This is a genomic window from Peteryoungia ipomoeae (genome assembly GCF_004912165.1).
GTDB classification, from domain to species: domain Bacteria; phylum Pseudomonadota; class Alphaproteobacteria; order Rhizobiales; family Rhizobiaceae; genus Allorhizobium; species Allorhizobium ipomoeae.
Window position 1 is genome coordinate 141,720 of the sequence record NZ_STGV01000008.1, and the last position, 18,586, is coordinate 160,305.

General features: G+C 60.2%; 17 protein-coding genes and 1 riboswitch. Of the genes, 3 read left to right on the forward strand and 14 right to left on the reverse strand.

Features of this window, described 5'->3' with window-relative positions; translation table 11 throughout:
* Positions 1 to 4: 4 nt before the first annotated feature.
* The 5 genes from FAA97_RS19795 to epmA all read right to left on the reverse strand — a co-directional run bounded on the left by FAA97_RS19795 (position 5) and on the right by epmA (position 4,613).
* A complete protein-coding gene (locus FAA97_RS19795; RefSeq protein WP_136600299.1) occupies positions 5 to 913 on the reverse strand; it encodes an amino acid--[acyl-carrier-protein] ligase in 909 nt (302 codons plus the stop codon).
* A gap of 4 nt (positions 914 to 917) precedes the next feature.
* Positions 918 to 2,102: an acyl-CoA dehydrogenase family protein gene (locus FAA97_RS19800; RefSeq protein ID WP_136600300.1), complete on the reverse strand. Its 1,185-nt coding sequence runs from the start codon at positions 2,100 to 2,102 to the stop codon at positions 918 to 920.
* Positions 2,102 to 2,353 (reverse strand): acyl carrier protein, encoded by a 252-nt coding sequence (locus tag FAA97_RS19805; protein WP_136600301.1) that lies wholly within the window; start codon positions 2,351 to 2,353, stop codon positions 2,102 to 2,104. Before FAA97_RS19805 ends, FAA97_RS19800 begins: the two co-directional genes overlap by 1 nt.
* Positions 2,354 to 2,509: 156 nt before the next feature.
* Entirely contained in the window at positions 2,510 to 3,553 is a 1,044-nt protein-coding gene (locus FAA97_RS19810; RefSeq protein ID WP_136600302.1) for a lysine-2,3-aminomutase-like protein, read from the reverse strand.
* A complete protein-coding gene (epmA, locus tag FAA97_RS19815) occupies positions 3,546 to 4,613 on the reverse strand; it encodes an EF-P lysine aminoacylase EpmA (RefSeq protein WP_136600303.1) in 1,068 nt (355 codons plus the stop codon). The genes FAA97_RS19810 and epmA overlap by 8 nt, the downstream gene beginning before the upstream one ends.
* Before the next feature lie 136 nt (positions 4,614 to 4,749).
* Here epmA and efp point away from each other — a divergent pair, with 136 nt between their 5' ends.
* The gene (efp, locus tag FAA97_RS19820) at positions 4,750 to 5,319 is read left to right on the forward strand and encodes an elongation factor P (RefSeq protein WP_136600304.1); all 570 of its coding nucleotides are present in this window, start codon (positions 4,750 to 4,752) and stop codon (positions 5,317 to 5,319) included.
* 85 nt (positions 5,320 to 5,404) lie between these two features.
* Here the strand turns inward: efp and FAA97_RS19825 are convergent, their stop codons facing one another.
* Positions 5,405 to 6,889 carry an NAD-dependent succinate-semialdehyde dehydrogenase gene (locus FAA97_RS19825; protein ID WP_136600305.1) on the reverse strand — a complete coding sequence of 495 codons (1,485 nt, stop codon included), beginning with the start codon at positions 6,887 to 6,889 and terminating at the stop codon, positions 5,405 to 5,407.
* A gap of 3 nt (positions 6,890 to 6,892) precedes the next feature.
* Positions 6,893 to 8,173, reverse strand: coding sequence for a 4-aminobutyrate--2-oxoglutarate transaminase (locus tag FAA97_RS19830; RefSeq protein WP_136600306.1), 1,281 nt, complete (start codon positions 8,171 to 8,173; stop codon positions 6,893 to 6,895).
* A 110-nt stretch (positions 8,174 to 8,283) separates the two neighbouring features.
* Here FAA97_RS19830 and FAA97_RS19835 point away from each other — a divergent pair, with 110 nt between their 5' ends.
* On the forward strand, positions 8,284 to 9,147 hold the full coding sequence (locus FAA97_RS19835) for a MerR family transcriptional regulator (RefSeq protein WP_136600307.1): 864 nt from the start codon (positions 8,284 to 8,286) through the stop codon (positions 9,145 to 9,147).
* Between the two features lie 56 nt (positions 9,148 to 9,203).
* Here FAA97_RS19835 and FAA97_RS19840 read toward each other — a convergent pair whose 3' ends face one another.
* The 6 genes from FAA97_RS19840 to FAA97_RS19865 all read right to left on the reverse strand — a co-directional run bounded on the left by FAA97_RS19840 (position 9,204) and on the right by FAA97_RS19865 (position 17,679).
* Positions 9,204 to 10,619, reverse strand: a complete 1,416-nt coding sequence (locus FAA97_RS19840; protein WP_136600308.1) for an efflux transporter outer membrane subunit — start codon at positions 10,617 to 10,619, stop codon at positions 9,204 to 9,206.
* A 125-nt stretch (positions 10,620 to 10,744) separates the two neighbouring features.
* Entirely contained in the window at positions 10,745 to 13,861 is a 3,117-nt protein-coding gene (locus FAA97_RS19845) for an efflux RND transporter permease subunit (RefSeq protein ID WP_136600309.1), read from the reverse strand.
* 35 nt (positions 13,862 to 13,896) lie between these two features.
* Positions 13,897 to 15,099 carry an efflux RND transporter periplasmic adaptor subunit gene (locus tag FAA97_RS19850; RefSeq protein WP_136600310.1) on the reverse strand — a complete coding sequence of 401 codons (1,203 nt, stop codon included), beginning with the start codon at positions 15,097 to 15,099 and terminating at the stop codon, positions 13,897 to 13,899.
* Between the two features lie 122 nt (positions 15,100 to 15,221).
* Positions 15,222 to 15,854, reverse strand: coding sequence for a TetR/AcrR family transcriptional regulator (locus FAA97_RS19855; protein WP_246041591.1), 633 nt, complete (start codon positions 15,852 to 15,854; stop codon positions 15,222 to 15,224).
* Positions 15,855 to 15,888: 34 nt separating this feature from the next.
* Positions 15,889 to 16,842: a phosphoribosylaminoimidazolesuccinocarboxamide synthase gene (locus FAA97_RS19860; protein ID WP_136600312.1), complete on the reverse strand. Its 954-nt coding sequence runs from the start codon at positions 16,840 to 16,842 to the stop codon at positions 15,889 to 15,891.
* A 153-nt stretch (positions 16,843 to 16,995) separates the two neighbouring features.
* Positions 16,996 to 17,679 (reverse strand): energy-coupling factor ABC transporter permease, encoded by a 684-nt coding sequence (locus tag FAA97_RS19865; protein ID WP_136600313.1) that lies wholly within the window; start codon positions 17,677 to 17,679, stop codon positions 16,996 to 16,998.
* 53 nt (positions 17,680 to 17,732) lie between these two features.
* Positions 17,733 to 17,946: riboswitch (cobalamin riboswitch) on the reverse strand.
* Between the two features lie 187 nt (positions 17,947 to 18,133).
* Between FAA97_RS19865 and FAA97_RS19870 the strand changes: the two genes are divergently transcribed.
* Positions 18,134 to 18,349, forward strand: a complete 216-nt coding sequence (locus tag FAA97_RS19870; RefSeq protein WP_136600314.1) for a hypothetical protein — start codon at positions 18,134 to 18,136, stop codon at positions 18,347 to 18,349.
* On the opposite strand, the gene FAA97_RS21190 is transcribed toward FAA97_RS19870, so the two are convergent.
* On the reverse strand, positions 18,336 to 18,586 hold a 251-nt coding region (locus tag FAA97_RS21190), incomplete at its 5' end, for a hypothetical protein (protein WP_206110073.1). The two genes, FAA97_RS19870 and FAA97_RS21190, sit on opposite strands and share 14 nt — an antisense overlap.

Consider the following 18,586-nt stretch of genomic DNA (forward strand, 5'->3'; position numbering starts at 1 on the left):
GTCATTAGCCCCAGAGCGTCTTGCGGACGGCTTCGGGCCAGATGGCGACATCGAGACCATGCTTGGCAAAGAGTGCGAGTGCAATGCGTTCAAGACCGAAGCCGACGCAGGCCGTGTGGGCGACGGATCCGTTTTCCAGCGTTAGACCCCACTTCTGGCCGAAAGCGTCCTGGTGGTAGTTGAAGCTCATGCAGGCGGTCTTGTTGGCCTGTGATGTGACAGGGATGAGCAGTTCGAATTTCAGGTTCTGGTCGCGCTGGTTGTTGGCCAGCAAGCGGCCGGCGCGGCCGAAAAACGGGTCGTTCGCCACGTCGATTTCGACGTCGAGGCCGATCGACCTCATCATCTCGACGCCGCGATCCATCCAGGTCTGGCGGAAGGTCGTGACATGGGCCTCCGTGCCCATGCAGACATATTCGCGCATGCGGAACAGCTGCTGGCGCGCCGGGTCCTTGGACGGCTCGTGACGGAAGCAATAGGACTGCAGGTCGTAGAGGCCGCCGTTCTGCGAGATCGGGCCGCGCTTGGCGACCGTCGGATAGAGCGGATAGCAGGCAGCCGGCGTCAATGCGATGTCTGTCGCCTTCTGCTCCTTCGTCCAGTCCTTGCCCTCTTCCATGCACTGCAGAAGGCTCAGATGGTCATGGTCATTGCCGCAAAAGGAATGGACTGTGCCGGCGAGCTGCGGGAAGCTCTTCATGTAACCGCTCTTTTCGAAATAGGCGCGGTTCATGCCCGGCGGAAAACGGATCGCTTCCGCACCATCGGCGCCGCCGATCCGATCAATCAGGCGTTCGAAGGCGGCGATGACATCCTCGAACTGGCCACTTCTGCCGTATAGTCCATCGACACCTGTTTCGATCAGGAGACCGCTCTCAAAGAGGCGATCGAGAAAGCTTACCTGCATATCCATGGTGTCACCCCAACAGTCCGGTTTCTTGCTTTTGCACGAGCAGCATCGTCGCGGTGTTGCCGAGGATGCGGTCATTGGAAATCATCAGTTCGGCCGAGCGCGCATCCCGGAGATGGCGACCGAGGCTGAACGGGGTGCCGTTCTTGTAGCCCATGATGCCGCAGATGCGGAGCGCCTGGTTGATCACCGGCAGGATCATCTCGGAAGAGGCGATCTTGACGTTGTTCATGGCGACCGCAAATCCCATCGACGACAGGCGGTCATGATCTGCAATCGCGTTCTCGTAGGCGTTGAGGCCGTGGAGAATGTTTGAACGGATCACCTGCAGCTGGCTCGACATTTCGGCAAGCTGCACAAGGCCCGGCGGCTGGCTTCCCGGTGTCTTACGGGCAGCAGCGCGCACGAAGGCCTGGGCCTTGCTGAAGGCATCGACGGCAATGCCGTACCACAGCGCGCTCCAGAGGAGATGCGAGCTCGCCAGCATTGATTGCGCCGCAATTTCGGCAAAGGGTTTCGGCAGAATCTGGACGGCGGGCGCCTCGCCCTTGAAAAGAAAGCCGTCGGAGCAGGTGCCGCGCATGCCCATCGTGTCCCAGACATGTGTCTGTTCGAGGGTGTACTGGTCCTTGAGAAAGACGGTCATGACCTGGTCGCTGGGCGGTGCATCCTTGTGTGCCCGTGACGTGATCAGGATGGCATCCGCATAGCTGCCATAGGAGATGACGGTCGCGTCTTTTTCCAGCCGGCAGGTCTCACCGTCGATATCGATCGCGCAGATCGAATTGCGCAAGTTGCCGCCGATGCCGCCCTCTGTCGTGGCCGAACCGAGCAGAAGCTGCTCGCTGCAGATGCGCTGCATGAAGCCCCGGTGCCAATCCGCATCGGTGCCGTGCGACACCAGGCTCGAGACCTTGATCTGATGCATGGCGAAGATCATCGCGCTTGCCGCGCAGGCCTGGCCAAGGATCGTGCAGACTTCGGCGATCTCCGATGTGGATCGCGCTTCCCCGCCGCAGTCCAGCGGGATCTGGATGCCCATCAGCCGCTCGGCCTTCAGGGCCTCGATCGCTTCCTGCGGGAAGCGACCGGCCTTGTCGACATCATCTGCATGGGCCGCGGCGATCTTGGCCACGCGGCTCGCACGTGCCTTCAGGCTCGCATCCTGCGTGCTGGCGCTGGAGAGATCCATCAGGCGACCTTTCTGTCCCCGAGAATGGCGTTCACGGTCGCTTCGATCGTTTTGATGCTGGCGAAGGATTTGCGGTTCAACAGATGATCCGGAAACTCCATGTCAAAGGCTTCCTCAAGACCCAGCATCAGCTGGACGGAGGCGAAGGAGGAGAGACCTGCCGCATAGAGATCCGCGTCATCTGCAAGAGTTTCAACCCCGACTGGAAGGCCGCCAAATTTGGTAACAAGTGCGCGGATGGTCTCGTTCATCATCATTCCCCTGGAGAGCGCTCGGAAATATTGTTGAGCGATTTCTTACGGAGAAAACACGAAGTTCGAACTAAGGATTTCGATAAAATTCAACCGAATTGTAAATGGGAGGCAGGTTTGTTGGCGGTTAGCGCCTTAAACTGCCGCGGATCCTGCCTATTCGGGGTAGATCTTTTTCTCATCGAATCGATCAAGGATGATGTATCGATTTGGCTCAATCTCATGAAGTGCCGCGTGGCCAAGCTCGACCTTGCCATGTCCTCCGGGCAGATCGAGGATGTAGTGAGGGATGCAGAGGCCTGAAATCTGCTTGCGCAGTTCCCGCAGGATTGTCTGTCCTTCCACGATGGAAAGGCGGAAATGGCCCGTGCCCGGTGCCATGTCTGGGTGGTGGAGATAGTAGGGCTTCACGCGCATCTCCACAAAGGCGCGCATGAGGTCGGCAAGCGTCGATGCGTCCGCGTTGACGCCCTTCAGCAAGACGCTCTGGCTGACCATCACGATGCCCGCATCCACCATGCGACGGCAGGCGTCGCGCACGGCGCTCGTCAGCTCGCGCGGATGGTTGGCATGCAGCGCGACATAGACTGTCTTGCCAGCCGATGTCAGCGCTTCAACCAACTCAGGCGTGATGCGCGCGGGGTCGACAGCCGGAACGCGGCTGTGGAAGCGGATGATCCTGACATGCTCGATGGTCGCCAGCTGCTCGATCACCTCGCGAAGCCGGCGCGGCGATAGGATCAGCGGATCGCCACCGGTGAAGATGACCTCCCAGATGCGGGTGTCGGCGCGGATATAGTCGATCGCGCGGGCGATTGCTTCCGCCGTCAGCGTGCCGTCGCCCTCGGGGCCGACCATCTCGCGGCGAAAGCAGAAGCGGCAATAGACCGGGCAGACATGCAGAAGCTTCAGGAGGACACGGTCGGGATAGCGATGGACGACGCCCTCGACCGGTGTGTGCGGACGATCGCCGATCGGATCGTCGCGCTCTCCCGGCAGTTCGATAAGCTCGGAGGCGGAGGGCAGAAACTGGGCTGCAATCGGATCCGCCGGATCGGTGCGATCGATGAGGTCCAGCATCGAGGGTGTGACTGCGATGGCATAGCGTTCGGCGACGGAAGCGAGGCCCTCAACCTCCTCCGCCGAAATCAGCTTGGCGGCGTGGAGATCGCCGAGGCTGCGAAGCGTTGCGTCAGCCAAGATGCGTCTCCGCGACTGGCGCCCAGATGACCTGATCGATGCGCAAGGCGCCGGTTGCGAGCATCACCAGCCGGTCGAAGCCGAGTGCGATCCCAGACGCCTCCGGCATCAGCTCCATCGCCGAGAGGAAATCCTCGTCGAGCGGGTATGTCTCACCATACACGCGGGTCTTTTCCGCCATTTCGGCTTCGAAGCGCCGTCTCTGTTCCGCAGCGTCTGTCAGTTCGCCAAAGGCATTGGCCAGTTCGACGCCGCAGGCATAGACCTCAAAGCGCTCCGCGACGCGCGGATCGTCGGCGCAGGGGCGGGCAAGCGCTGCCTCCGCCACAGGATAGCGGTCAAGAATGGTCAAGCGTCCCTGGCCAAGATGCGGCTCGACCTTCTCGACGATCACGCGGCTGAAGAGGTCTGCCCAGGTGTCGTCGGCGGCCATGCGGATGTGGTTTGCGATCAGCTGTTCTGCGAGCGCATCGCGGTCCGTCGCGCCGCTGTCGGAGATGGTCGCCAAGAGATCGATCCCGGCGTGGCGCAGGAAAGCGTCTGCGACCGACAGTCGTTCCGGTTCGGCGAAAGGATCGGCGGTCTTGCCGGCATGGGAGAAGCGGCGCGTTTCTGCTGTCTCCGCTGCAAGCGCAACCAGGGCGGCGCAGTCTTCCATCAGCCGCTCATAGCCTTCGCCAACGCGGTACCATTCCAGCATGGTGAATTCGGGATGGTGCAGCGGTCCGCGCTCACGATTGCGGTAGACATGTGCAAAGCACGCAATCCGCGGCTCTCCGGCGGCCAGAAGCTTCTTGCAGGCGAATTCTGGCGACGTGTGCAGATAGAGCGGCACGGATGTGCCGTCATGACCGATGGCAGCTGTCGCAAAGGCGTGGAGATGGGCTTCGTTACCGGGCGAAATCTGCAGTGTCGCCGTGTCGACCTCGATGAAATCCCATGCGGCGAAACGCGCCCGGAAGGCGGCCTGGATGCGGTTGCGGCCCAGCAGAAAGGGTCGGCGATCGGAATGGATCGACGGTGTCCACCACGCGGGCGATGCAGTCCGACGGTCAATCATGCCGGAATCTCTGTCCTTTTCTCAACACGGGCTGGCATTTTCGCCCAATTTGGGTTAGGTGCGCCCGAGAAATTCAAAGAGGTCGGTCGGGACGGCGTCCTTTACGACGGGTCTTACGCAGATACAAGGAAATCCAATGGTCAAGATTATCGCCTCGTCGGTGCGCAAGGGCAACGTGATCGACGTCGACGGCAAGCTCTACGTCGTTCTGACGGCTGAAAACTTCCACCCGGGCAAGGGCACCCCGGTGACCCAGGTCAACATGCGCCGCATCGTGGACGGCGTGAAGGTTTCGGAGCGCTGGCGCACCACCGAGCAGGTCGAGCGCGCGTTCGTGGAAGACGTCAACCACCAGTTCCTCTACGAGGACGGCGAAGGCTTCCACTTCATGAACCCGGAAAACTATGACCAGGTCGTCGTGGATGTCGAGACAATGGGTGAGCAGAAGGCTTACCTGCAGGAAGGCATGACCTGCATCCTGTCGATGCATGAAGGCGTGGCGCTCGCCATCCAGCTTCCGCGTCACGTGACGCTCGAAATCACCGAGACCGAACCGGTCGTCAAGGGTCAGACGGCCTCGTCTTCCTACAAGCCCGCGATGCTTTCCAACGGCATCCGCACGAGCGTTCCGCCGCATATCGATGCTGGCACTCGCGTCGTCATCGCGACCGAAGACAACTCGTACGTCGAACGCGCCAAGAACTAAGCGCGACGGTCGTTCAGAATTGAAGAGCCCGGCGTCGATGACGCCGGGCTTTTTCGTGTCGTGGTGTCGGAATGTGGTGCCGCGTTCAGGCAATGCCGCCGAGGCAGATATACTTGATCTCGGTATAATCATCGGCGCCGTATTTCGAGCCTTCACGGCCAAGACCGGACTGCTTGATGCCGCCAAAGGGCGCGACCTCGGTGGAGATGAGCCCGGTGTTGACGCCGACCATGCCGTATTCGAGCGCTTCCGCGACGCGGAAGACCTTGGCGATGTCCTTCGAGTAGAAATAGGAGGCAAGGCCGAATTCGGTGGCATTCGCCAGCTCGATTACTTCTTCTTCGGTCTCGAATTTGAAGAGCGGAGCAACCGGGCCGAAGGTCTCTTCGGTCGCAACCTTCATGGCTGTGGTGACACCCGTCAGGATCGTCGGCTCGAAGAAGAGTTCGCCAGCCGCCGACGGCTTGCCGCCGAGCGCAATCTCGGCCCCCTTGGAAACGGCATCCGCCACATGCTCCTTCACCTTCTCGACTGCCTTGGCGTCGATCAGCGGACCTGTGGTGACACCTTCCGCAAAGCCGTTGCCGACCTTTAACTGACTGACCTTCTCGGCGAGCTTCTTGGCGAAGGCATCGTAGACGCCGGACTGGACGTAAAGCCGGTTGGCGCAGACGCAGGTCTGGCCGGCATTGCGGTACTTGGAGATCATCGCCCCTTCGACCGCTGCGTCGAGATCCGCATCATCGAAGACAATAAAGGGGGCGTTGCCGCCCAGTTCCAGGCCGAGCTTCATGATCTGGTCGGCGCCCTGCCGCATCAGGATACGGCCGACATTGGTGGAGCCGGTGAAGGTCAGTTTGCGTACCTTGTCGTTGGCGCAGAGTTCCTGGCCAACCATGGCAGCGTCGGTCGAGGTGAGGACCGAGAAGAGGCCGGCAGGCAATCCGGCGCGCTCGGCGAGGATGGCTATCGCCAATGCCGAGAGTGGGGTCTGGGCGGCAGGCTTCGACACCATGGCACAGCCGACGGCGAGTGCCGGGGCAACCTTGCGGGCGAGCATGGCGTTGGGGAAATTCCACGGCGTGATCGCGCCGACGACGCCGACCGGCTGCTTGATCACCATGATCCGCTTGTCGGCCTGGTGGCCGGGTATCGTATCGCCATAGACGCGCTTGGCTTCCTCGGCGAACCATTCGACATAGGATGCGCCGTAGAGGATTTCGCCGCGAGCTTCCGGCCACGGCTTGCCCATTTCCATGGTGAGGATCGTCGCCAGGTCATCGGCGTTGGCGACCATCAGGTCGTTCCACTTGCGCAAGATCGCGGCGCGTTCCTTGCCGGTCTTCTTCGACCAGGCCTTCTGAGCCGTAAAGGCGGCGTCGATTGCGTTGGCGACTTCGGCCTTGTTCACATCCGGCAGAACGGCAATGACATCGCCGGTGGCAGGATTGGTGACCTCGAAGGTCTTGCCGGATTGGCTGGCGGCCAGCCAGTCGTTGCCGACAAGCGATCTGTCTGTCGCCAGCGTTTTGTCCTTCAGTTTGTCGGTCAGAACGTTCGAAAGGGTCATGCCTCAGGCTCCTGCTGCAACTTCGCGGATCGAGGCTTCGATCAGGTCGAGTGCCTCGTTGAAAACCTCGTCCTGAATGGTGATCGGGGCAAGGAAGCGGATGACGTTGCTGTAGACGCCGCAGGTCAGAAGGATCAGGCCCTTCTCCAGCGCCTTCACACGCACCGCATTGGTGAAATCCGCGTTCGGCTTGTCGGTTCCCGGCACCTTGAACTCAAGGGCATTCATAAAGCCGAGGCCGCGAATGTCCATGATGTGAGGAATGTCTGCGCGCAGCGCTTCGAGGCGCTGTTTCAGACGGTTGCCGAGCTGGTTGGCGCGATCGCAGAGGTTTTCTTCTTCGATCACGTCGAGCACGGCATGGGCGGCGGCGATCGCCAGCGGGTTGCCGGCATAGGTGCCGCCAAGGCCGCCGGGGCCGGGGGCATCCATCAGTTCGGCGCGGCCGGTGACGGCAGACAGCGGGAAGCCGCCGGCGAGGCTTTTCGCCATCGTCGTCAGGTCCGGTACGACGTCATAGTGTTCCATGGCAAAGAGCTTGCCGGTGCGGGCAAAGCCGGTCTGCACCTCATCGGCAACCAGCAGGATGCCGTGTTCGTCGCAGATCTCGCGGAGCGCCTTCATCAGGGCCCGCGGCAAGTCATAGAAGCCGCCTTCACCCTGCACGGGCTCCAGAATGATCGCCGCGACCCGCTTCGGGTCGACATCGGCCTTGAACAGCTTGTCGAGCACGTCGAGGGTCGTTTCGACATCGATCCCGTGCATTTCAAGCGGGAAGGGGACATGGAAGACATCGCCCATCATCGGGCCGAAGCCGACCTTGTAGGGCACGACCTTGCCGGTCAGCGCCATGCCGAGGAAGGTTCGGCCGTGAAAGCCGCCGGTAAACGCGATGACTGCGGAGCGGTTGGTCGCGCAACGGGCGATCTTGATGGCGTTCTCGACGGCTTCGGCACCGGTGGTGGCGAAGATCGTCTTCTTCTCGAAGTTGCCGGGTACGATCTTGTTGAGGCGCTCGGCCAGCGCGACATAGTTCTCGTAGGGCACGACCTGATGGCAGGTGTGAGTGAAGCGGTCGAGCTGGTTCTTGACGGCTTCGACAACCTTCGGGTGGCGATGGCCGGTGTTGAGAACGGCAATGCCGCCGGCGAAGTCGATGTAGCGTTTTCCCTCGACATCCCAGATTTCCGAATTCTCAGCCTTGTCGGCATAGATCTGCGTGGTCATGCCAACGCCACGGGAAATGGCGTCATTCTTGCGAGCTGAGATTTCGGCGTTCTTCATCGTTTTCATCCTGTGCGAAGGGTTGCCATTGGCCAGTGCCGCCGATTTTCGGCGGCCTTCAATATTTCCTACATTTTTTCTGTAGACTTGCAATATGGCTTTTCGGCATTATGCACGCGCATTGCGACACCGAGAATGAGGTTACCTTGGACGAGATCCGCTACAAGATCGCCGAAGCCGCCAGAATGGCGGGCGTTTCGCCGTCGACCTTGCGGCTTTGGGAGAGCCAGGATCTGCTGCAGCCCATCCGCACTGCGACCGGGCAGCGTATCTATGACAAGGCGCTCGTTGATCGGTTGAAGCGGATCGCCTGGCTCAGGCAAGAGAGGGGGCTCAATCCGGCGGCCATTCGCGAGACGCTCCGCGACGACATGCCGGCGGCGACGGACACAGCTGTTGATGCCGATGACGATGCGCTGGATGCCGCCGATACCCGGCCTGGCACGCGCATGCGGCGACTGCGTCGGGATGCCGGTCGGACGCTCGACAATGTCGCGCAGGCGACCGGGGTCTCGGTTTCGCAGCTCTCGACTTTCGAGCGCACCTCGCAGGGGCTATCGTTCACGGCGCTGCATGCGGTCGCGCAGAACCTCGGAACCACGCTCGCATCGCTGAGCGGGCAAGAAGAGGCAAGTGGTGGAGAATCGCTGATCCGCGAGGGTCGCTGGCCGTCCTGGCCAACAACATCGTCCGGCGTCCAGGTGCAGGTCTTGGCGGAGGGGCGCAACCAGATGGAATGCAATCGCTTCCAGCTTGCCCCGGGCGCATCCAGTGAGGGCGCCTACCAGCACGAGGGCGAGGAATTCATCCACATGCTGCAGGGCAGCCTGGAGATCATTCTCGACGGGGACAAGTTCTTCGAACTCAATGCCGGCGACAGCTTCTATTTCGAAAGCCGCCGGCCGCATTCCTGGCGCAACATCGCCGAGGGCGAAACCATTCTCATCTGGATCAACACGCCGGCGACATTCTGAGGGGCAAAGAAAAACGGCGGCCCGAGAGCCGCCGTTCGATCTTGTGTCTGTCAGGACTACCTGTTGGCGACAACCGTCGTCGCACCCCAGGCATAACCCCCGCCGATGGCAACGTTGAGGTTGACGTAGTTGGTGGCCATCTGCTGGACGGCCTGCGCGAGGTTGGCCTGGGCGCTGGCGACGTTGCGCTGGGCGTCGAGGACGTCGAGCAGCGAGGAGGCGCCGTCGCGGTAGCTTGCAGTCGCAAGCGACAACGCTTCCTCATAGGACCGCACGGTTGCGGTGAGGGCCGAAACGGTCTGGCGGGCGCGGTTCACGGCCACCATCGCGTTCTCGACTTCCTGTACGGCGTTCAGAACGGCTTCCTTCCAGGTCAGATAGGCTTCGCGTGCCGCCGATTCCTTTGCCTTGATGTTCGCCCGGCGTGCGCCGGCGTCAAAGATCGGCAGGTTGAGGCTCGGACCGAAGCCCCAGGTCGTCAGACTGCCGTCAACGCCGGAGGCCGCGATATGGGCCGGCGAAATCGAACCGCTGAGCGAGATCGATGGATAAAGGGCGGCTTCTGCCACGCCGACTTCCGCGACAGCGGCCGCAAGGCTGCGTTCGGCCGCGCGAATATCCGGGCGATTGCGGATGAGGTCGGCGGGGACGCCAGCGCTGATGCTGCGACGCGCATAGGGCTGCGGAGCACCCTTCTGGAGATCGGCAACCAGGCTTGCGGCCGGCAGGCCGAGCAGGAAGGCAATGCGATGGGTCGCCTGACGGAACTGGGTTTCCAGGCCTGGAATTTCAGCCAGTGTCGAATTGACCAGGCCTTCTGCCTGAACGACATCCAGACGCGAGGCTGCGCCGGCTTCCAGCTGCAGGCGCGTGAGATCAAGCGTTTCGCGGCGCGAACCGAGGTTCTTGCGGGCGATCGCGATCCGCTCCTGATAGTAACGGGCATCGATATAGGCCGAGACGACGCTCGACAGGTAAGTCAGCTTCGCAACATCGGCACTGGCATAGGCCGCGTCGAGCGTTGCACCGGCGCTTTCCTTCGAGCGGCGATACTGGCCGAAGAGATCGAGGAGCCAGGAGGCGCTGAGCTGGCCGCCCGACGTCCTGGTTGTTGGCCGGCTTGCGCTGTCGCCGGTTCCGCGCGCGCCCGAAACCTCGAACGAAGCCGCACTGTTCAGCTGCGGGAAGGCGCCAGCATCTGCAGCCTGGAAGTTGGCTTCGGCGGCTGTGATGCGCTCGATGGCCTGCTGTACGGAAAGGTTTTCGCGCAAGCCTGTCTCGACGAGGCCGTTGAGTCGACGGTCGTTGAAGGTTGTCCACCAGGCCGCCATCGTCACGTCGCCATTCGGCTTTAAGCTGCCTTCGGAAAACTTCACGGGGAGGGTGGTCTGGGGCGTCTCGTGGTTTGGACCGACGACACAGCCGGACAGCAGTAGCATGAATAGCGGAGCTGCAGCGCGAATGGATGGCATAACGATTTCCTGTTCAGATCCCGGCCACGTCTTCATTGAGAACTTGATGGCAGAAGCGGTCAGAGTTCGCGCAGAGGCCAGCGAAGCAGCCTCTGCATTTGACGGTTAACATAGTTTGTCAGCTTCTAGGATGTCACGCCCCGGTCGGCCTTTGCACCACCGAAAAGCTTGCGAATAATCACGAAGAATGACGGTACGAAGAAAATCCCGAGCGCTGTTGCCGTAAAGACACCGCCGAGCACGCCAATACCGATCGAGTTCTGCGCTGCCGAGCCCGCACCCGTGGCGATTGCAAGCGGCACCACGCCGAGACCAAAGGCCAGCGACGTCATGATGATAGGCCGCAGACGAAGCTTTGCGGCTTCGAGCGTCGCGTCCATGAGGCTCACGCCCGGCCCTTGGCGGTCCTTGGCGAATTCGACGATCAGGATCGCGTTTTTCGCCGCAAGACCGATGGTCGTGAGAAGGCCGACTTTGAAGTAAACGTCGTTGGACTGGCCGAAATAATAGGCCGAGGCAACCGCTCCGAGGACCCCAACCGGAACGGCCATGATGACCGAGAACGGGATCGTCCAGCTTTCGTAAAGTGCTGCCAGGCAGAGGAAGACAATCAGGACCGAGAGCGCGTAGAGGATTGGCGCCTGCGAACCCGACAGCCGTTCCTGGTAGGAAATACCCTGCCAGGCGACGGTATAGCCGCCGGGAAGACCGGCCGTCAGCTTTTCCATCTCGTCCATCGCGGTGCCGGAGCTCACGCCTGGGCCTGCCGCACCTTCCATGGAAATTGCGCCGACACCATTGAAGCGGCTCAGCGTTGGAGCACCGCTTACCCATTCCGTCTTCACGAAGGAGGAGAAAGGTACCATCTCGCCGGCGGTGTTGCGGGCATACCAGTGATCGACAGCGTTTTCCTGCATCCGGTAAGGGGCGTCGCCCTGCACATAGACGGGTTTCAGCTCGTCGTTGAGGGTGAAGTCATTGACGTCGCGACCGGCAAAGATTGTCGACAGCATGTTGTTGACGCTGGCGATATCCAGACCCATTGCCCCCATCTTCTCCTGGTCGAGAAGGAGCTTCAGCTGCGTTTCAGCCGGCGGGTTGTTGGAGCGGAGCGAGCTGACATTGGCGTTGCTGCCGCCAGCCTGCATCAATTGCTGCGCAGCCGCCGTCAAGGCCTCCGTTCCATTCTTGCCGCTGTCGACGAGATACATCGAGAAGCCGCTCGAGGTGCCAAGTCCGGGAATGGCCGGTGGCTGCAACGGGAAGACCTGTGCGTCGCGGATCGTGAAGAAATAGCCCATGGCACGCTGGACGACAGCGGATGCCGCCAGTTCAGGTGCCGTGCGCTCATCGAAATCCTTGAGCTTGGCGAAGACGAGCGCATAGTTCTGGCCAGCGCCGACGAAGGAGAAGCCGGAGACCGAGAAGACGTCCTGGATCGCGGCCTGTTCCTTGTCGAGGTAGTAGTCTTCGATCTTCTTGATGACTTCTTCTGTCCGCCCGGCAGTGGCGCCGTTGGGCAGTTGGACAATCGTCATCAGGACGCCCTGGTCTTCCTGCGGCAGGAAGGAGGAGGGGAGGCGGAGGAAGAACCAGCTCATGCCGCCGATTACGATGGCAAACATCAGCATCACACGGAACGGACGCTTGAGCAGATAGCCGATCGTCGAAACATAACCGTTTGTGGTGCGGTCAAAGTTGCGATTGAACCACCCAGCCAGACCGCGCTTCTGCCCGTGATCCTTCACCGGCTTCAGCATGGTTGCGCAAAGCGCGGGCGTCAGGATGAGGGCGACCAGCGCCGACAACGCCATGGCCGAGACGATGGTGATGGAGAACTGGCGGTAGATGATGCCGGTCGAGCCCCCAAAGAAGGCCATCGGAATGAAGACGGCCGTCAGCACCAGGGCGATGCCGATGATCGCGCCGGTGATTTCGCCCATCGACTTCTCGGTCGCCTCAAGGGGAGAGAGACCCTCTTCGCTCATGATGCGCTCGACGTTCTCGACCACGACGATCGCGTCGTCGACCAAGAGGCCGATCGCCAAGACCATGGCGAACATCGTCAAGGTATTGATGGAGTAGCCGGTGATCGCGAGAATGCCGAATGTTCCAAGCAGAACCACAGGAACGGCGATCATCGGGATCAGTGTCGCGCGCAGGTTCTGCAGGAAGATCAGAAGCACGACAAAGACGAGGACAATCGCTTCGATCAGCGTGTGTACGACCTTCTCGATCGACAGCTGCACAAATGGCGTCGTGTCGTAGGGATAGGTCAGAATGACATTTTCCGGCAAACCGCCACTGAGCGATTCGAGCGTGGTCTTTACCAGGGCAGCGGTATCCAGCGCGTTTGCACCGGTTGCCAGATTGACAGCAAAGCCTGTTGCGGGGTTCCGGTTGGCGCGGGTGTTGGTGCCGTAGCTTTCCTGACCGATCTCGATACGGGCGACATCGCTGAGGCGGACGGTCGCGCCGTCGGTTTCCGTTTTCAGGATGATCGATTCAAATTCCGCAACCGATTGAAGCTGGCTTTGCGCGGTGACCGTCACATTGAGCTGCTGGCCATCGGCCATCGGCTGGGCGCCCAGAGAACCGACCGAAACCTGCGTGTTTTGCGATTGGATCGCGCTGGTGATGTCGGTTGGGGTCAGCTGGAACTTGTTGAGCTTGAAGGGATCGAGCCAGATGCGCATGGCATAGCCGGTGCCGAAAACCTCGATGCTGCCAACACCTTCAAGACGCTTGATCTGGTCTTCAATCTGCGTCGAGAAAATGTCGCCCAGCTCGACATTGCTGCGCTTGGCATCGGTCGACACGAGGGCGCCGACGAGAAGGATGCTGGAGGTCGAGCGCGTAACCGAGATGCCCGATGTCTGGACGATATCCGGCAGCTGTGACTGGACCAGCTGGAGCTTGTTCTGAACCTGGACCTGAGCGATTTCCGGATCTACCGAATTGCCGAAGGTCAGGGTTACGCTGGCCGAACCCGTGCTGGAGGATGACGTCATATAGGTCAGATCATCAAGACCGGTCATGCCGTCTTCGATGATGGACGTGACGGATTTTTCCACCGTCTCGGCGCTTGCCCCGTTATAGCTTGCGGAAATACGCACCGTTGTCGGGGCGATTTCTGGGTATTGCGCGATTGAAAGGGTCGAGATTGCAAGCGCTCCGCCAAGCATGATGACGATTGCAATGACCCACGCAAAGATCGGGCGATGAATGAAGTATTTTGCCATTGGTTTATCCCTGGTGCCTCTCGTTCGCGCTCAGCTCAAGGCTTTGCTGCGGGGGCGGCTTCAGGCTTGGCGACTTCTTCAACGAGGCCCTGCTCATTGACCGTGGCTTCGACCGGGGCAACGACTGCGTCCTCGGCGATCCACTGGAAGCCATCGAGAATAAGCTTGTCGCCATCAGCGACGCCTTCCGTCACAAGCCAGTTGTTGCCGGAAACCTGGCTTGTTGGGAATGTACGCGTCTGAACCTTGTTGTCGGCGGTGACGAACTTGGCCGTCAATTGGCCGCTGGGGTTCCTGGTCGCCGCCAGCTGCGGGATCAGATAGCCATTTTCGGTTCCAACCGTCACCGTCGCGCGGACATACATGCCAGGCAAAACGAGGTTGTCGGGATTGTCGAACACCGCGCGGATGGAATAGGTGCCGGTGGTTTCGGACACTGCCATGTCCGACATGTCGAGCTTGCCGACGACCGGGTAGTCATGGCCATCCTCGAGCGTCAGACGGATTTCCGCCGCTTCACTCTGGTTTACGCGTCCTTCCCTGATGGCTTCACGAAGCCGCAGGAGATTGACGCTCGATTCAGTCAGGTCGATATAGATTGGATCCAGCTGACGCAGGGTTGTCAAAGAATCTGCCTGATTGGCCGTGACCACATTGCCCACCGAGTAGCGAGAGGCAGTGGTCACGCCTTCAAAGGGCGCGCGAAGCTCGGTCAGGCCCAGCTCAATTTCCGCAGAGCGGAGCGCGGCCTTGGCAACGGCCACGTCTGCCTCCGCTTGAAGCAGCGTGACTTTCGCATTTTCGAGCTCAACCTGCGTTGCACCACTGCCAACGAGCCGCTCCTGACGGGCCAGATTGGACTGCGCCGTCGGCACGCCCGCTTCAGCCTTTTGCAAGGTCGCCTCGGCCTGGGCATAGGCGGCGCGATAGGTGTCGTCCTCGATTTTGTACAGCAGATCGCCCTGCTTCACCTCACTGCCTTCCTTGAAGGCGATTTCCTTGATCACGCCGCTGACACGTGGCCTGATCTCTGCCGTCTGATAGGCAGAGGCACGGCCCGGCAGCACGCTGGTCAAAGCATGAGGCGCTTTCTTCATGATGGCGACGCTCACCGGCGCAGGTGGCCGTTCCTGGCCGGCGGCTGGTGCCGCATTTTCTGAAGAGCCGGAATCACTGCAAGCAGTGAGTGTGACACAGCACAGCGCGACGGCGGCGGCAAGGGAAAGGCGTCGGGTCATCAAAATTTCCAAAGGTCAGAAATGAGGTCGCGTCTCTGTCACTTGAAAGGGCGCAAGCACAGAGGCCCGCTGATCATCCTGTCAGAAGATCGCTGGCGAAAAGTGACGTAAGTTAATTATCGTCACTTTGCAAGCGGGGACCGCAATGCGGCGTCGATCAATCCAACAACTTGATTGCAGCGTGTTGCCAATATGTCAGGTTTCTCCAACCCTATCATGACAGGGTGGATCACGCAGACAAGCGCATCAAACGCGGCATTTGCAAACTTATCGACATCATCGACATGATAGGTGCCATCGGCAGCGCCGTCACGAATGATCTGGGCGAGCATGTCGACAATCATGTGGCGAAAGCGCTCGCCGCAATCAAGCTCTTCCTTAATCGTGACGAGGATCATCTCGAAGACAAACGGGGCGTCCTTGCGCCCATTCAGATGGTCCATCATCAGATGCGTCGCAAGCGCCAGAATGCGCTCGCGCGGCGATGGTGTGCTATCCAGTTGTGCCAGCTCGTGCACCTTCTGCTCGATCGCGCGTGCAGCGATGGCATCCACCAGGCTCGTCTTGGTTCTGAAGTGTTTGAAGACGTTCGCCGGCGACATGGAAAGATCCGTCGCGATATCGGCGATGGAAACGCTGGCGAAGCCGTAGGTCCGAAATAGCTCTTCCGCGGTGTCCAGAATTTCGCCGCGCGTTTCCTCAGCCGATCGTCGCGGACGTTTCGGGGTCCGCTCGATTGGTGCGGTCCTCGTCAAGTCTTTTGTCTTTCGGCAATCCTGATCCATCTCGCTATGACTTCCCTGGAAAGTATGGCTCCAGATTCTGGCGAACGCGGTCATAGGGTGTCGCACCGCTATCGTCAGGTTGAAAGGTCAGGCCAGTAATGGCCTCGTAGGCGTCTATATAGACCCGGGAGGTCTCCTCGACCAGCTTTTCGGGGATTTGCGGTATTGCATCATGATATGGATCACAGCGTTCTGCCACCCAGGCGCGCACGAAATCCTTGTCGAAGCTCTTGGGTCTTTCTCCCTTTTCGAAGCTTGCGGGATAGCTGTCGGCGATCCAGTAGCGACTGCTGTCGGGCGTATGGATCTCGTCGGCGAGGATGATTGTGCCGTTCTCGTCCGTGCCGAATTCATACTTCGTGTCGACGAGGATAAGACCGCGGGCCGCCGCCATTTCCTGACCCCGGGCAAAGAGGGCGAGTGCGTAACGAGAAAGCGTCTCCCATTGCTCGCTCGTCAAAAGCCCGCGATCGACAATTTCCGATGGTGTGAGGGGCTCGTCATGGCCGCCGTCGAACTCCTTGCTGGTCGGCGTGATGATCGGCGCTGGCAGCTTCTCATTGTCGCGCAGACCGTCCGGCAGGGTGATGCCGTACATGCTGCGCTCACCCTTCTTATAAAGCGTGAGGATGGAGGTGCCCGTGGTGCCGGCGAGATAACCCCGCACAACGATTTCGACGGGGAGGATATCGAGGCGTTTTCCGACCACGACATTCGGATCGGGATAGGCGATGACATGGTTCGGGCAGATGTCACTGGTATGTTCAAACCAGTAGCGAGCCGTCTGGGTCAGCACCTGCCCCTTATAGGGAATAGAGGTCAGGATGCGATCAAAGGCGCTAAGACGATCGGTCGAGATGATGATGCGGCTGCCGTCAGGCAGATCATAGTTCTCGCGAACCTTGCCGCGGTAGTAGTTCGGCAATTCCGGATAGTGGGCGTCAGAGAGAATGCGCATGGTCGTCCCCGTCGATGTCGTCGTGATGTTGTGACTTCAACATATCTCGACCCGCGGTAACCGAAAGCGTGCCGGCTTTCAAAGAAAAAGCGCATGGCTGGTACCATGCGCTTGTTCGTCCTTGGTTTGATAGTGGTCGTGTTACCCCTATCGTCAGGCCGCTGCCGAATGCAGCCGGCTGTTGAACATGGCATTATCTGTAGTGCCGCGCAGTGACTTGGCGGCTGCCAGCACGGCAAGGTCGACCAACGGCTCGAGGATGACGACCAGCATGTAGGCGCCGCCGAATGCGGCGATCTCACCGAGATTGGCGAGGCTGAAGCCGTGCCCATACAGGGCCCAGAAAGCGACCCAGGCGACGATACCGCCCTGATAGGCCGTCGAGAGCGCCAGCGCATCGCGATAGCGCACGTCAACATAGGCTGTGTTTCTCGGAATGATCCGCAAGGCCAGTTGGCGGAGCGCAAACAAGGGAACGACCAGTGTCGTGACGTTCATGCCGTATTGGGGCAAGTCGAAGGGTGCGAAAAACAGGCCCTGCAGGAGGAGTCCAAGCGCCAGTCCGATGGAAGCTGCGCCCGCTCCAAACATCAGAAAGAGTGTGGACCCGAGAATGAGATGCACCTCCGACACGCCGACAGGATGATGCGGCAAGACCTCGAAGAAGCAGAAGACAAGCGCCGTGGTGACGGCGGCGCGTGCGGCAAGACCCAACGGGGCCGTTCTTGAAGCGAGGTCATCCCTGACCATCTTGGCAATGAGGCCAAGGGAAACAGCTGCCGTGGCAAAGGAAAGTGCGATCTTGGCGCCATCAACGACGCCGGGTTCGATATGCATGGTATGGTCCTTTCATCTGCGCCCACCGCGCAAGACTGGAATTTGCCGCAGAGATGCGGCGACGGACGATGGCAGGTCTCCTGGCTCACGGGTCAAAGCTTGATCCGCCTTATCGGCCTTGCGGCCAATGGCATGTCGGATGTCGCTCACCGTTCACAGTTGCGGGGGCAGCCACGGTCTCGGCCCCTTTTGGGTCGTCCTCACCGTATTCCCTCTTCGTCCAGCCGTCGTCTTGATACGGCAGGAACCATCGGCTGAAATCCTAGAGGGGCCAATCAGCATCTGTCCAGCCAAATGCGACATCTATGCCCTCATTCCGCCGGTGGATTTGATCGATGCCAATTTGACGCATTGCTGCCGGGTGCGGAACCGCCAAGAATGCGTATGAGACCGCCGCAGGTCGCCCTCGGCAGACCGCGGCGTCATCACACTCTTCTCGCGGAAGGAAAGCTTGATGTTTGCTGCTGTTGTCTATCGCGTGCCGGTTCTGGGTTGGATGCTGAAGGAAGCTGTAGAGGGGACGAACACGGCGAAAGTGCTGTTTGTCGTCAATCTGCTGCTGCTGTGGCTGCTGGCAATTTTTACCTTCGGCTATCCGGCGATCATTCTCCCGGCACTGGTGGCAGTACCTGCGGTATTCGTTGTCCTGGTCCTGATCACCATGGGATAAAGGGAGCAAGGGCAGGGGGCCTCGCCATAGGCAGTTCTGCACCCGCCGGTCTGCTTGTGGAGAGGCGGACATGAATGAAAAACAGCCAAGACCCCAGGAAAAAAGCCGATTTTAGGGGGTAAATGGTACCGCCAGCCGGTCCTGGAGAATGGTCCGCGATGGTGTCGCCAGAATCGCCCTCGAAAAATACAATGAAATTCAATGGTTTAGAGAAAAAGACAGTTTTTTGACAATTTG